13 protein-coding genes and 1 other annotated feature are annotated in these 13,412 nt (G+C 35.5%); of the genes, 5 read left to right on the top strand and 8 right to left on the bottom strand.

Going from position 1 to position 13,412, the window contains the following annotated elements; all coding sequences use genetic code 11:
* The first annotated feature begins 91 nt into the window (after positions 1-91).
* The 3 genes from Q3V31_RS21230 (at position 92) to Q3V31_RS21220 (ending at position 3,286) form a co-directional block, all read left to right on the top strand.
* On the top strand, positions 92-757 hold the full coding sequence (locus tag Q3V31_RS21230; protein ID WP_000148841.1) for a response regulator transcription factor: 666 nt from the start codon (positions 92-94) through the stop codon (positions 755-757).
* Positions 735-2,177 carry a sensor histidine kinase gene (locus tag Q3V31_RS21225; protein ID WP_098477761.1) on the top strand — a complete coding sequence of 481 codons (1,443 nt, stop codon included), beginning with the start codon at positions 735-737 and terminating at the stop codon, positions 2,175-2,177. Before Q3V31_RS21230 ends, Q3V31_RS21225 begins: the two co-directional genes overlap by 23 nt.
* A 206-nt stretch (positions 2,178-2,383) precedes the next feature.
* On the top strand, positions 2,384-3,286 hold the full coding sequence (locus tag Q3V31_RS21220; RefSeq protein ID WP_000410493.1) for an EamA family transporter: 903 nt from the start codon (positions 2,384-2,386) through the stop codon (positions 3,284-3,286).
* A gap of 43 nt (positions 3,287-3,329) precedes the next feature.
* On the opposite strand, the gene metG is transcribed toward Q3V31_RS21220, so the two are convergent.
* Entirely contained in the window at positions 3,330-4,964 is a 1,635-nt protein-coding gene (gene metG, locus Q3V31_RS21215) for a methionine--tRNA ligase (protein WP_098271652.1), read from the bottom strand.
* Positions 4,965-5,014: 50 nt separating this feature from the next.
* Positions 5,015-5,287, bottom strand: a binding site (T-box leader).
* A 115-nt stretch (positions 5,288-5,402) separates the two neighbouring features.
* On the opposite strand from metG, the gene Q3V31_RS21210 reads away from it, so the two are divergent.
* Complete coding sequence (locus tag Q3V31_RS21210) at positions 5,403-6,221, top strand: class I SAM-dependent methyltransferase (RefSeq protein WP_001072237.1); 819 nt, start codon at positions 5,403-5,405, stop codon at positions 6,219-6,221.
* A gap of 473 nt (positions 6,222-6,694) precedes the next feature.
* The gene (locus Q3V31_RS21205; protein ID WP_000082522.1) at positions 6,695-7,012 is read left to right on the top strand and encodes a metal-sulfur cluster assembly factor; all 318 of its coding nucleotides are present in this window, start codon (positions 6,695-6,697) and stop codon (positions 7,010-7,012) included.
* Positions 7,013-7,055: 43 nt separating this feature from the next.
* On the opposite strand, the gene Q3V31_RS21200 is transcribed toward Q3V31_RS21205, so the two are convergent.
* The 7 genes from Q3V31_RS21200 to Q3V31_RS21170 form a co-directional block, all read right to left on the bottom strand.
* On the bottom strand, positions 7,056-8,705 hold the full coding sequence (locus tag Q3V31_RS21200) for a M4 family metallopeptidase (RefSeq protein WP_044738130.1): 1,650 nt from the start codon (positions 8,703-8,705) through the stop codon (positions 7,056-7,058).
* Between the two features lie 206 nt (positions 8,706-8,911).
* Positions 8,912-9,610 (bottom strand): pirin family protein, encoded by a 699-nt coding sequence (locus Q3V31_RS21195; RefSeq protein ID WP_329767018.1) that lies wholly within the window; start codon positions 9,608-9,610, stop codon positions 8,912-8,914.
* A 51-nt stretch (positions 9,611-9,661) separates the two neighbouring features.
* On the bottom strand, positions 9,662-10,072 hold the full coding sequence (locus Q3V31_RS21190; protein WP_000642652.1) for a MarR family winged helix-turn-helix transcriptional regulator: 411 nt from the start codon (positions 10,070-10,072) through the stop codon (positions 9,662-9,664).
* Positions 10,073-10,186: 114 nt separating this feature from the next.
* Positions 10,187-10,621 (bottom strand): DUF3920 family protein, encoded by a 435-nt coding sequence (locus Q3V31_RS21185; protein ID WP_329767016.1) that lies wholly within the window; start codon positions 10,619-10,621, stop codon positions 10,187-10,189.
* Positions 10,622-10,757: 136 nt separating this feature from the next.
* Positions 10,758-11,351 carry an undecaprenyl phosphate transporter UptA gene (gene uptA / locus Q3V31_RS21180; protein ID WP_000900199.1) on the bottom strand — a complete coding sequence of 198 codons (594 nt, stop codon included), beginning with the start codon at positions 11,349-11,351 and terminating at the stop codon, positions 10,758-10,760.
* Positions 11,352-11,432: 81 nt separating this feature from the next.
* Entirely contained in the window at positions 11,433-12,632 is a 1,200-nt protein-coding gene (locus tag Q3V31_RS21175) for a cation:proton antiporter (RefSeq protein ID WP_000380227.1), read from the bottom strand.
* Entirely contained in the window at positions 12,633-13,130 is a 498-nt protein-coding gene (locus Q3V31_RS21170; RefSeq protein WP_001026068.1) for a cation:proton antiporter regulatory subunit, read from the bottom strand.
* Positions 13,131-13,412: the final 282 nt, after the last annotated feature.

Below are 13,412 nucleotides of genomic sequence, written 5' to 3'. Positions count from 1 at the left end.
TAGCAGGGGCTTATTATATATATAACCTGAGTCATCCAAAAATGAAGAATTCGAATATTGCAGTAAAAAGCGTTATTTAGGAGGTGTTACTATGACGCATATACTGGTGATTGAAGACAACCCAGATATACAAGAACTTATTCGTGAATTTTTAACTGCCCAAAATTTTACCGTTGATGTGGTTGGCGCTGGAACGGAAGGAATTCTTCTTTTCCAAAAAAATTCATACGACCTTGTCCTCCTTGATGTAATGTTACCAGATATAGATGGTTATAGTATTTGTAAAATTATGCGAGGACAGTCTGATGTACCAATCATTATGTTAACAGGCTTACATAATGAAGAAAGTGAAATTAAAGGGTTTGAGTTGGGCGTTGATGACTATATTACGAAACCGTTCCATTACACGGTATTTATTAAACGTGTAGAAGCTGTATTAAGAAGAACAACAACGAAGGAAACCGAAACTGCAACTATACTACAATTCCATGAATTGATGTTAAATTCTACAGCATATGCGGCTTATGTTCATGGCAATCAAATTGAACTAACAACTAAAGAATTTGAGATTATATATACTTTGTTACAAAATCGAGGAAAAGTATTATCAAGAAGTGATTTGTTAAATAAGGTATGGGGCTATGAACATTATGGTGATGTAAGAGTTATAGATACACATATTAAAAATTTAAGAAAAAAATTGGGGATCCCTTATATTAAAACGGTGAAAGGCATTGGCTACAAAATCGAAGCATAGCAAGGATAACATCACCAAAAATATTTTCATCAAAACCTTATTGTTTTGTGTTCTTTTATCACTTTGCCTGTATCAAATTATTTATTTTCTAGCTTTAGACTATGATAAAGAGCGTTATGCGCAAAACCCTGAAACTCAAACTGTGGAACATGCGGATTCAGTTACGAATCATGAACAAAATAATAGAGAAGAAAATAAAGTTGTTTCAGAGGGTAGCATCTCAAATTTCCAGTCATCTATTATAGATTTCAAAACACTCTCTACAGCTATTAATCATCTTTTGCAACCTAGCCAAACTGCAACTGCAAAAGAAAATGCAGAAAATCTTTCGGGGGAAAGCAACAAAACTGAATCACATACTAAAGCGGAACAAACGGCCGCTAACACTGCTTCCTTACATACACAAAATGCAGAAAAGAAAACAAATGAAACACATGATAGTCCAAGTTTAGCAGATGCCTTGCAACACTTAGCTCCAAATATTGGTGTAACAATGCTTGCATTATCTCTGCTCGGTTCTTTAATTTATGCCAAACTAATTGCCAAACCTTTTCAATATATAAGTGATACTTTAAAAGATATTATAAATCTGGACTGTTCAGATAAACAATCACCTAACAAAAATACAGATCAAACAGATTTCAATTTACAAGTAGCGGCTTCACAAGTCCCAACTATTGTGAGGAATCTACACGAAACAAATAAAGATTTACGAAATGAGCTCAAGAAAGAACAACAATTAGAACAATCTCGTAAAGAATTTATGTCTATGGTATCCCATGAATTAAAAACACCTATCGCAGCCGTTATGGGACAACTAGATGGCATGATTCACGGAATCGGTGCATACCAAGATAGAGACAAATATCTAAAACGATCCTATGAGATGATGCAAGATATTAACGCACTAATGGAAAAGATGTCAGAATTATCCAAAATGCAAAATCCTCAATTCAAACCGAATTTAGAAGTTATTTCACTATCTAACATCATTGAGGACGTTATGAGGAAAGTAGATTATTTTATATCTGTAAAGCAATTAACTGTTCAATCTAACATTAAACAAGATGTAACAATTTTAGCTGATCCTAAATTTATTCAAACTGCTATTTTTAATATTATTTCAAATGCAATTCACTATACAATCGATCATCAGTATGTATATATAAAGCTTTATGAAAAACCGAACGGTTACGCATTAGAGGTTTTAAATACAGGTTCACAAATAGATGAGGACAAACTCGCTCATCTATTTGAGCCTTTCTATCGCGCTAATCCTGGAAACAATGGTTTAGTACAAGGTAGCGGTCTTGGATTATATATTGTAAAACAAATACTAGATAAACATCAGTTTCCTTATGGAATACAAAACACACCTCAAGGTGTAAAATGCTCAATTGTCTTTCCAAAAGCAATGTAAACTACTACTATAATTTCATACCCCAAACTCATACTTCGTATGAGTGGCGGAATTTTGTAGAGTCTCTTACTCTGTTTCGTTCGCCCGTTGTCCTTATTAGGATAACGGGCGTTTTTTATTTATCCCGATTGGTGCGGGCTAATAATCAGTGAGGGATGAACACCCTCCACTGATTAAAGTTTCACTTTATATAAGGAGGTTTTCCCATGGAAAAATTTAAGTATTCATTATTAGTTTTATTCGGCGCTTGTAGCTACGGCGTACTTTCAACTATTTTTAAGCTTGGATTCATCGATGGATTTTCAGCACACCAACTACTAGGAGGACAATATGTCTTCGGATGGATTGGCCTACTTTTACTTGTCCTTTTCTTTTCACGTCATAAAGTATCAAAAAAACAATTCTTTTCGTTACTAACAGTCGGCACCACAATGAGTATGACAGGTATTTTCTATGCTATTTCGGTAGAAGAACTGCCAGCCTCTATCGCTGTCGTTTTACTCTTTCAGTTCACTTGGATTGGTGTAGTCATCGAAGCAATTGCCAACCGAACATTCCCAAGCCGTGAAAAAGTTATATCTATTATTATTTTGTTTACTGGTACATTGTTTGCTGGTGGAGTATTTGAAGGACTTGGACAAAACTTTTCGACGAAAGGTATTATCTTCGGGCTATTAGCTGCCGTCTCTTTCTCATTCTATGTATTTGCAAGCGGGCGCGTCGCTACAGATGTTCCGCCTTATACGAAAAGCTTTCTTATGACAACGAGTGCTACTCTTATTGTATGTTTATTTTTCCCGCCTACCTTTTTAACGGACGGCGCTTTACAAGCAGGCCTATGGAAATATGCTTTCTTCCTTGGACTGTTTGGAGTTATTGTACCTGTCATTTGTTTTTCAATTGGTGTACCGAAAGTCGGAACGGGGCTTGGGACAATATTAGGTGCAGCTGAATTACCAACAGCAATTATCGCTTCTATTACACTTGTTCATGAAGTTGTATCGCTCATGCAGTGGATTGGGATTGTATTTATATTACTCGGTATTTTCACACCACAACTACTTACTGCTAGGAAAGAAAAAAAACATAATCGTGTGCATAGTGCATAGAAAAAAGACCTTTCATTTACTTGAAAGGTCTTTTTTCTATATCTCACTTTACCGCTCCATATAACTTCTCTATCTCATGCTCAATTTGTTTTACATCAATTCGTTCAAATAATGGCTGCACGCTATCAATTCTATTGGGCAACGTATTTTGAGGTTCCCAATTTTGTTTAACAATCGACAATATGTTTCTAACTTTCTCACTTGAAAATGGTAAAAACGGTTCAAGGAGATTTGCAAAATTAGCGATAAGATAAACACAATTATAAATCGTTTCTTCACATGAAACTGGGGCATCTTCTCTTTGTTTCCAAGGCTGCTTTTCATCAAAGTATTTATTTGCAAAACGTACTGCATCAAATATTGTCTCTAATGCCACCTTAAATTTTGCTTGCTCAATCAATTCCCCTACATTTTTATATAATCCTTCTATCTTCTCCTTCAGCTCTACATTAATAATTCCCTTCGGCACAATGCCATCATAATACTTTTCAATAAACTTTAATGTTCGGTTCACAAAGTTCCCATATGCACCTAACAATTCACTATTATGACTGTATATGAATTCACGCCATGAAAAATCAGTATCACGATTTTCTGGTGCATTTACTGTTAAAAAGTAACGAATAGAATCTGGATTATAGCGTTCCAATATATCAGGTACCCATACTGCCCAGTTTTTACTTGTCGATAACTTTCTTTTTTCTACTGTTAAATACTCATTCGAAACGATATGACGCGGGATCGCTTCTTCTCCTATTCCAAGTAATACCGCTGGCCAAATGATGGAGTGAAACGGAATATTATCCTTACCATGTACATAATATGTTTTCGCATCTCTATTCCAAAACTCTTGATCAGCTTTCTCTGTTTCTTCAGCCCAGTGTTTACTCGCTGAATAATATCCTGTCACCGCTTCAATCCATACGTAAATTTTCTTATCTTCATATCCTTCCACCGGAATTGGTACCCCAATTGGTAAATCACGTGATACTGCCCTATCTTGTAATCCTTCCTTTAAATATCTCTCTGTTAATTGAATTGCATTGTCGCGCCATGTTCCTTTCTGCTTTGCAATTTCTACAGCCGCTTTAATTTGCTGCTGAAATTTATGCAATGCAAAATAGAAGTGCTCTGTTTCCTGTACTGATGGCGTACTACCACATAACTTACACTTCTTTTCTAACAAATCGAGTGGATCTAAGATGGCAGAACAAGCATCGCATTGATCTCCTCTTGCTGCCTCATGACAATGTGGACAAAGGCCTTCTACATAACGATCTGGTAAAAATTGCGTACACGTTTCGCAATAAGCTTGTTCAACTACTTTTTTATAAATATAGCCTTCTTCTAATAAACGCAAAAAGACTTTTTGAACAGTTTCATGATGGTGCTCACTATCTGTACGTGTATAGCAATCATAAGTAAAACCAAGGCTACGAAAACATCGCTCAAACTCTTCGTGATACTTATCAGCAACTTCTTTCACCGTCACACCTTCTTGTTTTGCTCTAATTGTAATCGGTGTTCCATTACAATCACTTCCTGAAACATACAACACATGCTCACCTTTCGCCCTATAATAACGTGCTAAAATATCTCCTGGTAACAAACTAGCAATGTGTCCAAGGTGTAACGAACCATTTGCATACGGCCAAGCGCCTCCAATAAAAATACTCATCTTATATTCCTCCTTTAAAATATAAAAAGCCCCGCCCTTATCTTAAAAAAGATAAGGGCGGGGCTGTATAAACAGTCGCGGTACCACCTTATTTCGTCAGTCATTCGCATAACTAACCTTAACAAGTACGGAGCAATTCATGCTCGTATACTGTGGTTTTGATAACGAGTACCAACTCTCGTCGCCGCCTACTATTATCATTTGATAAGTTCAGAACGAAGCTCAAAGGCCATTGTTCAAATGAATATTCTTGCTTCTTCTCAGCTACCGAAGCTCTCTGGAAAGAATGGTTCCATTCTACTTTTCCTTTTCAACGCTTTTATGTATAAAACGTATTTTACGACTTAACAACAGAAAAATCAAACTTTAATTCAAAAAAGAACAGGAAACCCCACTCATTCACCGAATAACTATATGTTCACAAAAGGAGTGATAAAATTGAATCAAAAACAACTAAGCACGATTAATGAAAAAAGCTGGAATGCAGCTGCTTATGAAGCTTGGACGAATCGTCACGGCACACCGACAGAATATGCAAAAAAACTCATGCAAGATCCTGTTCATGAAGTCTCCTACTATTTACCTTACATACAATCTCCAAAAGGAAAGCGTATTATTAATTTACTCGGATCAAAAGGTAACAAAGCAGTTGCTCTTGCTCTTTTAGGAGCCGATGTAACAGTTGTAGATATTTCAGCAAGTAACGAAAAATATGCAACCGAACTAGCCGAGGCTGCTGGCGTCTCTATTCAGTATATCGTTTCCGATGTACTAGATCTAAATCTATCTCAGTCATTTGATATCGTGTTACTGGAACTTGGCGTGCTCCATTACTTTTTAGACTTAGAGCCACTCTTTCATATAATCTCCCACTTACTAAAACAAGATGGGACATTTATACTGCGTGATTACCATCCCGTTTATACAAAATTATTAGGAGTAGATCATCCATCATTTCGAGCAAATGAAAATTATTTCGATGAAGAACTTATTGAAGATGACGTAGCTTATAGTATCCTCCTTACGGAATCGCAGAAAGCTGCTGTACCGAGAACAAAAATTAGGCGCTGGACACTAGGAGAAGTTATTACAGCAATGGCAGAAGCAAATTTCAAGATTGAAAAATTAATTGAAGAACACGGATCTCATCAAAGGTGGGTCTTCCCTTCTACTTCACCGGAAGGAATTGAAGAACGTATACCCGGGCTATATACATTAATTGCGACAACATGCAAAAAAGGATCCCTTCACGGATAGGATCCTTTTTTTGCATGCTTACGCATATAAGTTGAGGTTGGAGATTACCATAATTCTGTAGAATAGGACACAAGATATTTCAACATTCGTCTCTGACTTACGTCGTCAAAAAGGGGTATGACCAACATAACGAAGAGTAATGTTTCAGTTGATAGTGATAATCGTTATCAACTAATTAGAAGTATACATGATGTTATTTCGAATTACAATAGGATTTCTTATTTTTATTTAAGAACTTTTGATATATAAATGTATACATTTATATATCATTCACTTATACTCATCTGCCCTTTTCCATTATCCGCTATAATTTTCATTGAATAGATTAATAACCTTTAAAATAAAGAGGGATTACTTTTTTAACCCCCTTTTGTCATTTACAACTTTCAGCTTTAAGGGGTTATTTACTGCACTTATCCCGCATATCCGTTATAATGAGAAACGATATCATTAATATTTAGGGGGTGCTACGCATGTCACAACAAGCCTTTGAAGAAAAGTTATATGCCAACTTAGAAGCTGTTATTGACCCTGAACTAGGTGTTGATATTATCAATCTTGGATTAGTTTATGACGTTACAGCAGATGAAAATAATAATGCTGTCATTACAATGACGATGACTTCTATCGGTTGTCCAATGGCTGGCCAAATCGTATCAGACGTTAAAAAAGTATTATCAACGAACGTACCTGAAGTAAATGAAATAGAAGTAAACGTTGTATGGAATCCGCCCTGGACAAAAGAACGTATGTCACGTATGGCGAAAATCGCATTAGGTATTCGTGACTAAATAAAGAAAAGACCTGACAATCCAGTCAGGTCTTTTTCTCTTATTATTTTACTCCTACAGCATCATAAGCTTTCGTTACAGCTTGTACAGCTTTAGAGTTTTTACCGTATAAATCCTCTGCTGATTGAAGTGCAGCTTGGCGCATCATTTTAAAGTCAGAGTTTGCAGTTAAATATTTTGTAAGAGCACGATAGTAAATTTTTTCTGTCGCTTCACGGCCCACTCCAGTTACTTTCACATTGTAATGCGTGCCGCCCTCAGACACTAAATACGCCGCCTTATTGTTAATACTACTGTTAATATGAACGCCGCCATTATCAGCTGTTCCAGTATAACGTTTATTATAGTGATCTGGGTAACCTTCACCTGGTTTTAATGGGTTTGGAATAGATGCTGGATCCTTTAGAGAACGAAGTGCATCTCCAGGTTTACCAGGTGTATAAATATCAGCACCTAAATCCCAGCTCTTCTTCTCAACCATGACGCCCATAATATCAGATAACGATTCATTTAACGCTCCTGATTCATTTTTATATACAAGGTTTGCTGTATGTTCAGTTACAGCATGCGTTAATTCGTGGCCAATAACGTCTAGGCCAGCTGATAATGGAATAAATGTCTTACCATCTCCATCACCATACATCATTTGTACACCGTTCCACGCTGCGTTATTCCAAGATTCACCTACGTGAACAGCAGAAATAAGTTTTGCACCTTTATCATCGAAAGAGTTACGGTTAAATGTCTTTTTATAATAATCATATACTTTTCCTGCATTCACATGCGCATCAACTGCCGCTTTATCTTCGAAGAACTTAGATTTACTTCCAATTTCTTCTCCTGTATATCCAAGAATTTGTGAGAATAAATTAAACCAGTCTTCGTTCATATTCTCTGCATCAAATGTATGGACACCTTGTCCTCGTGTACCATCAAATAAGTTGAACGCTCCTGTTTTCGTATCTTGAGCAATTTCAAATGATTGTCTAGCACCTAATACTCCGTAACCAAATCCAGTAATGTTATCTACAGCATTATATTTCTCAATAACATTTCCATTTGTTGCATCAACAAAGTAATGCCAATATCCTGGAGCTGGTTTTGAAACCGATGCTTTTACAAGATATGCAAGATAGTATTGACCATCTTTTTCATACACATATAAATCTTTTTTCACACCATCATAATTCTTTACCTTACCAATTTCTTTCTCAATATTAGCTTTTGCAATCGTTTCTGCTTGTTCTGCACTAATACTTGCAGATGCAGGAATATTTTTATCATCTAAACTCGGAATAACTTGTCCGAAAAATGCTTTTACATTATTCTCTTTATCAAGCGTAACCGTTTGATCTGAACCATACACAGGAATGTTATTATGCTTCTCAACTAACTTCACATGTGTTGTACCAGACTCAGCATCTTTTTCTTCACCAACGATATTGAAATGTTTGTCAATATTTCCCGCTAGTTTAAACATATCCTTTTTACTCTCTAAATATTGAAAGACTGTCTCTTTTTTATCTAGTCCTTCCGGCGCTTTCCATTCTTCACCTATGTAAGCTGGCGTTTTAAACTCTTGGTGATACTGGATTTTTTGCTCTTCTGCTTTCGTCGTAGTTGCTCCAAATGCCCCAAACCCACTTGCGATAACAGTTAATGCTAATGCTGATGAAATTACTTGCTTTTTCAATCTAACACTCCCCATTCCCCTAAAAGTTTTTAACACTTTTATAAAATTCTGAATAACCTCCCTGATACCTGCTTCCAAAAATTGAGAAAGTTTTTTCTGTTAATTTAACTCACACAAAAAAGGATATCGTTTCCGATATCCTCTTTCCTATAACTTTTCATCTCGCTATTCACATACTTAAAACCACCATGGATTAAAATTTCACTTTATTCCATTTTCATTTCAATCGCTAAGTAATGAGAGTTTTCTTTCGCTTGAATGCGAATATCTTCTTCTACAGCCTCCGCTGCATCACGCGTTACGAGTGTTTCACCATTCACAACACTGCTACCTTCAATTTGTACAAGATATAATTGACGTCCTTCTTGAACAGGAAACTGAATTTCTTTACCAGCCTCTAATGATAAAGAATATAAATTTGCATCTTGGTGAATATGAATTGGCGCATCTCCATCAGAAGGAGATACCATATGGAACCACTCATTTTCACGTTTACTCCAATCAAATTTAAACTCACCATAGTTCGGTTTATGACCATCACGGTCCGGTAAAATCCAAATTTGTAATAAACGCAATGTTTCATTTCCTAAGTTATGCTCACTGTGAAATACACCAGTACCTGCACTCATATATTGAACATGCCCACGCTCAATTGTCCCTCGGTTCCCCATACTATCTTCATGTGTTAATTCACCATCTATAACGTAAGAGATAATCTCCATATCACGGTGCGGATGCATATCAAAACCAGTTTGTGCCGCTATTAAATCATCATTCATAACACGTACTGCTCCAAAATTCATATTGTTTGGATTATAATAATTTGCAAAAGAAAAATGAAAATGTGTATTTAACCACCCGTGATTTGCTCTTCTCATATTTTTATGATCAACTTTTCTAAACATATCCTTCACCTCATATCATCTCGAAATCGAGATATTTATTTTTAATTTTTATCACTGCAACTTCTTCAGTAATTCTAATAATTGTTTTTGTTCTTCTCTATTTAACTTATCAAATTGTTCTGCTTGAAATGTTTCTTGCGGCGGGACTATTTCTTCATATAGAACCTTTCCCTCTTCTGTTAATGAAATATATTTCGTGGTGCCTTCTTGTTCACGCTGAATCCAATCGAGTTGCTCCATCTTATTTAAAAGTTGAGTAACATTTCCTTTCGTAACAAATAACTTATTTCCAAGTTCTTGCTGCGTTAAACGATCGTGTCCTCCAACTTGAACTAATACATCAAACTGAGCAGCAGATACATTCCACTTTTTCAAATGCTGATTCGTCTCACGAATACTTCTATTATAAAAGCGTGATAAACGAAACCATAATAGTAATCCAAGTCTTTCCTCTGCTTTCATTCCATCACCTCGCTCATTTGATACTATTAGTTTAGAACTAAACTTAATAAAGGTCAACTACTTATTTTTAATTAGCAACAAAACAAAAGCACAGCGCCCTTTCTCCACTATGCTTCAGATTAAATTTCTATTTTTATATTCATCTAGCTTCCTCTCCGCAAAATGCCTCGCATCTTTCTCGATCCATCTTTCTTCGTATAGTTCATTTCCAATATATAGTACATCGTCCTTATGCTGCATCGCATGCCTGAATTCATGCAATAGCGTTTTGAGCACTTGTTCATACTCTTCCCACATACAAACGAAAATTAATTGCTTTTCTTTATGATAAAAACCACCTACTGGGAATAAAAATTCCTCTTCTTCTTCTCCTAATGATAAAAGTACATGATTCGCATCACACGTATCACAAAAAATAACTGGCGTTGCACTTACTTCAATAAGAGAAAACAAATCATTTCTTAACTTTTTGACATCCCAAGGAAGCTCCGAATCCAACACATACCAATTCTCAACTTGTTGATATACATTTTGAAACTGGAGTTCCATTTCTCAATAATCCCCTTCCTAAACTCCCTTTTCCTATATATATGCCACAATATGGTAAATATTAAACATACACTTTCATCCTTTAAAAAATGACAATAAAAAAGAATCTATGTCAGCATAGATTCTTTTTTCATAATCACTTTTTTTTCATCATTTTTTTTAATATAAAATAACCAATTGCACAAACAATAGCAGCAAGTGCAAAGTATTTCACATATGGCCCAGCTACTTTATTAATACTTTCCCACTCTGTTCCTAATTTAAAACCTAAATATACAAATACAATTGACCATGGAATAACAGCTAGTGTAGTTAGCGTAATAAACTTAGCATGTGACATTTTCGCAATACCCGCTGGTATCGAAATAGCATGACGCACAACAGGAATAAAACGCGCTGTAAAAATAACACCAGTTCCGTAACGATTAAACCACGCTTCAGCATAATCAATATGTTTCTTCTGAATCAAAATATATTTTCCATATCGCTCAAGAACAGGTCTTCCTCCGTATCGACCGATCCAATAAATGAATAGTTGTGCGATTACACCACCAATTGTACCGAACGCGACAGCCCCCCAAAATGTAATGCTTCCTGTTGATACTAAATAACCTGCATAAGATAATACGATTTCACTTGGGATAACCTCTATCATTAATCCCAGCATAATTCCCCAATAACCAAGTCCTTCTAGAAAAACTAAAACTGAATGAATCAACTCTCCTAACATCATTTACCTCTCTTTACTGTTTTCATTGCAAAAAATAAAAGTACAAGCAGTAAATATCTTGTACTTTTATTTTTTAAAAATTTATCTAGTCTTCGTATCCCACTTAAAGATTTTATTTAAAAATTTATATACATTCTTTGACTCTTTCGTCAGAAGTGGACCTAAGATCGATAGTATAAGCACGTATAGTGCTGAGAATGGTTTCAGTACTGACATTAAACCACCGGCGATGCCGATATTAGCCATAATGATGGAGAACTCTCCTCTTGAAACGATTGTTAATCCAATATTTGTTGATGCTTTATGAGATAATCCAGCTTGTCTTCCTGCAATCATCCCTGCAACAAAGTTTCCGACGATTGTAAGAAGGACAGCACCTAACGTTAACCATATCGCCCCGCCTAATGAAAACGGATCGATACTTAATCCGAAACTGAAGAAGAAAATAGCTCCGAAGAAGTCTCTAAATGGAACAACAAGATGTTCAATTCGATCACTATGCTCTGTCTCAGAGAAAACTAACCCTAAAAGAAGTGCCCCGATTGCTTCTGCAACGTGAATTGTTTCTGAAAAACCTGCAATAAAGAACAACGAAGCAAATACTACAATAATAAAAATTTCATCTGAACTAATATTGAGCAATCTATTTAATAACGGCGTTGCTTTTCTAGCCACAATAAAGAATAGAAGCATATATCCTAAAGCAATTCCAATTGAAGTAAGGGCACCTAAGAAGGAAGCGTGATCCCCAAGAACTAAGCCAGAAACTACTGATAAATATACAGCAAGGAATATATCTTCAAACATAATAATTCCTAAAATTAATTCGGTCTCATTATTACCAGTTCTTCTTAAATCCACTAATACCTTTGCAACGATAGCACTAGAAGAAATCGTAATAATACCCGCAATAATTAAGATTTCAAGTAAAGGGAATCCCATTATAAATCCATATAATAATCCAAGTGAAAAGTTAATTAAAATATAAATCGTTCCGCCAATCGCAATAGAACGTCCAGATTTAATTAGTTTTTTCATCGAAAACTCTAGCCCTAGATAGAACAGAAGGAACAGAACTCCAATCCTTCCAAGGAAGGATATTACACTTGCACTTTCAATAAATTTGAGATCGATAACACCTATTGTCGGCGCATGCGGTCCTACTAACATGCCAAGAACAATTAGAAAAGGTATTACTGAGAATTTAAACTTTCCAGCGATTACCGCCGCAATTGCTACTAAAACTAAAGCTGTACCAACTTCAAAAATTAAAGTATCCATCTAGTCAGTCCCCCTATTCGAAAGTAACTCATTAATAATTTTTTTAATTTCTTCTCTCTCACCGGAAACTACAAGCATATCTCCTTCTTCAATCACCGTGTCTGGACCTGGATTAAATAGCTTTTTCATATTCTTTTTCATAACTGCAATTATCGTTACGCTATATGTTTTTCTTATTTCAAGGTCGCCAATTGTTTTTCCGATTGCCGGAGCTGCATTCTCCACTTTGAACCACTCAATTGCTAAACCTTCAAAGACCATCTCAACATTTTCTAATGCTCTAGGTTTGTATACCATTCCACCTAATATTGCTGCAATTTGTCTTGCCTCTGAGTCACGTAATGAAATACTTGAGATGCTTTCTTCATGGTCTGAATCAAAATGATACATTTCTCTACGCCCATCATCATGAATGACAATCACCATCTTTTCGTTACCTTTCGTAACGATTTGAAATTTATAACCAATACCCGGAAGTTCACTTTCTCTAATATTCATATTTAGCTCCTCCATAACTTCTTTATTTTAATTTTCTGTTTTTCTGTCTTTTGTTCATCCAATCAATTTTAGAAATTCTAACCATTCAGGATACCTATGACTTGGAAATCTTTTATTGTAATAATAAGTGGCTCCTAAAAAGATACTTAAAGATGTAATGATAAAAAATAAATTACTTCTTATTTTCAAACTCTTAAGACTTACTTTCAATAAAGATTCTTCTTTCAAATTATCCCCTCTTTTTCGCTTTACATTTAGTTTTTTAAAATGTAAATAATTCTA

The sequence above is a fragment of the Bacillus nitratireducens genome (assembly GCF_036320425.1).
Lineage (GTDB): Bacteria > Bacillota > Bacilli > Bacillales > Bacillaceae_G > Bacillus_A > Bacillus_A nitratireducens.
The sequence above is the reverse complement of the archived record's forward strand: the minus strand, read 5'-3'. Positions and strand labels throughout refer to the sequence as shown.